Source organism: Pseudomonas syringae group sp. 247E2 (genome assembly GCF_032587795.1).
Lineage (GTDB): Bacteria > Pseudomonadota > Gammaproteobacteria > Pseudomonadales > Pseudomonadaceae > Aquipseudomonas > Aquipseudomonas amygdali.
In genome coordinates this window covers 1-708 of record NZ_JAWHPK010000032.1, presented here as the reverse complement: position 1 = coordinate 708, position 708 = coordinate 1, and the positions used below count along the sequence as shown (strand labels likewise).

Below are 708 nucleotides of genomic sequence, written 5' to 3'. Positions count from 1 at the left end.
ATCCGTTATGGGCACCGCTGGGTGCTGACGTTTTCTGGCAAGGCAGCGTCGACGATCAGGACAGTTCCCTGCTCATCGCCCTTGATGACCCACTGGCCGTTTTCAACGATCTGGGCATGCAACTCGCCGCTGATCAGGCGGCTTTTCGCGACTGGCAAGCCAGGCACGAACACAAAATCCAGATCGCCCAGACTGTCTCCGGACTGTGTGGTGCCGAAAGCGACCCGCAAAAACTGCCAGCGTCGGTGCGTGGCAATGCGGCTCGCACGCACCAGTACCTGAGCGAGGTCGAAGCGTACTTCGAGCAATGCATCCTTGAAGAAGCACAGATCAGCAGCAGCAACGTTCCCGGAGATTTTCTGCTGCTGCCGGACATGTTCAAGAGCCTGGACATGCGCAAATCGATCGAAGCGCGTTACGGCAGCGTCCCTACCGAAAAGGCCGCGCAGGCCTGGAAAGATCGCCACAAGTGGCGGCGCGAAGTCGATCTGGCCAGCGCGCGTCAGTATCTTCAACAGCATCTGCCGAGCGGAGACGCACTGCTGCAACAGGTGCGTGACACACAAAGTGATTTTCAGCTCTGGGCGACACATATCGGCACAGACCCGCTCAAGCTGTTTATCGATACCACCCGCCCAACACAACTGCTGTACCTGCAAACGATCATGCTCAACCTGCAGATCATTTACGCCCAGGACAGCGCAGCCA

At 58.1% G+C, this 708-nt stretch carries 1 pseudogene; it reads left to right on the top strand.

The window, feature by feature from the left end:
- A pseudogene (locus tag RYC18_RS24150) lies at positions 1-708 on the top strand (hypothetical protein); the annotation flags it as partial.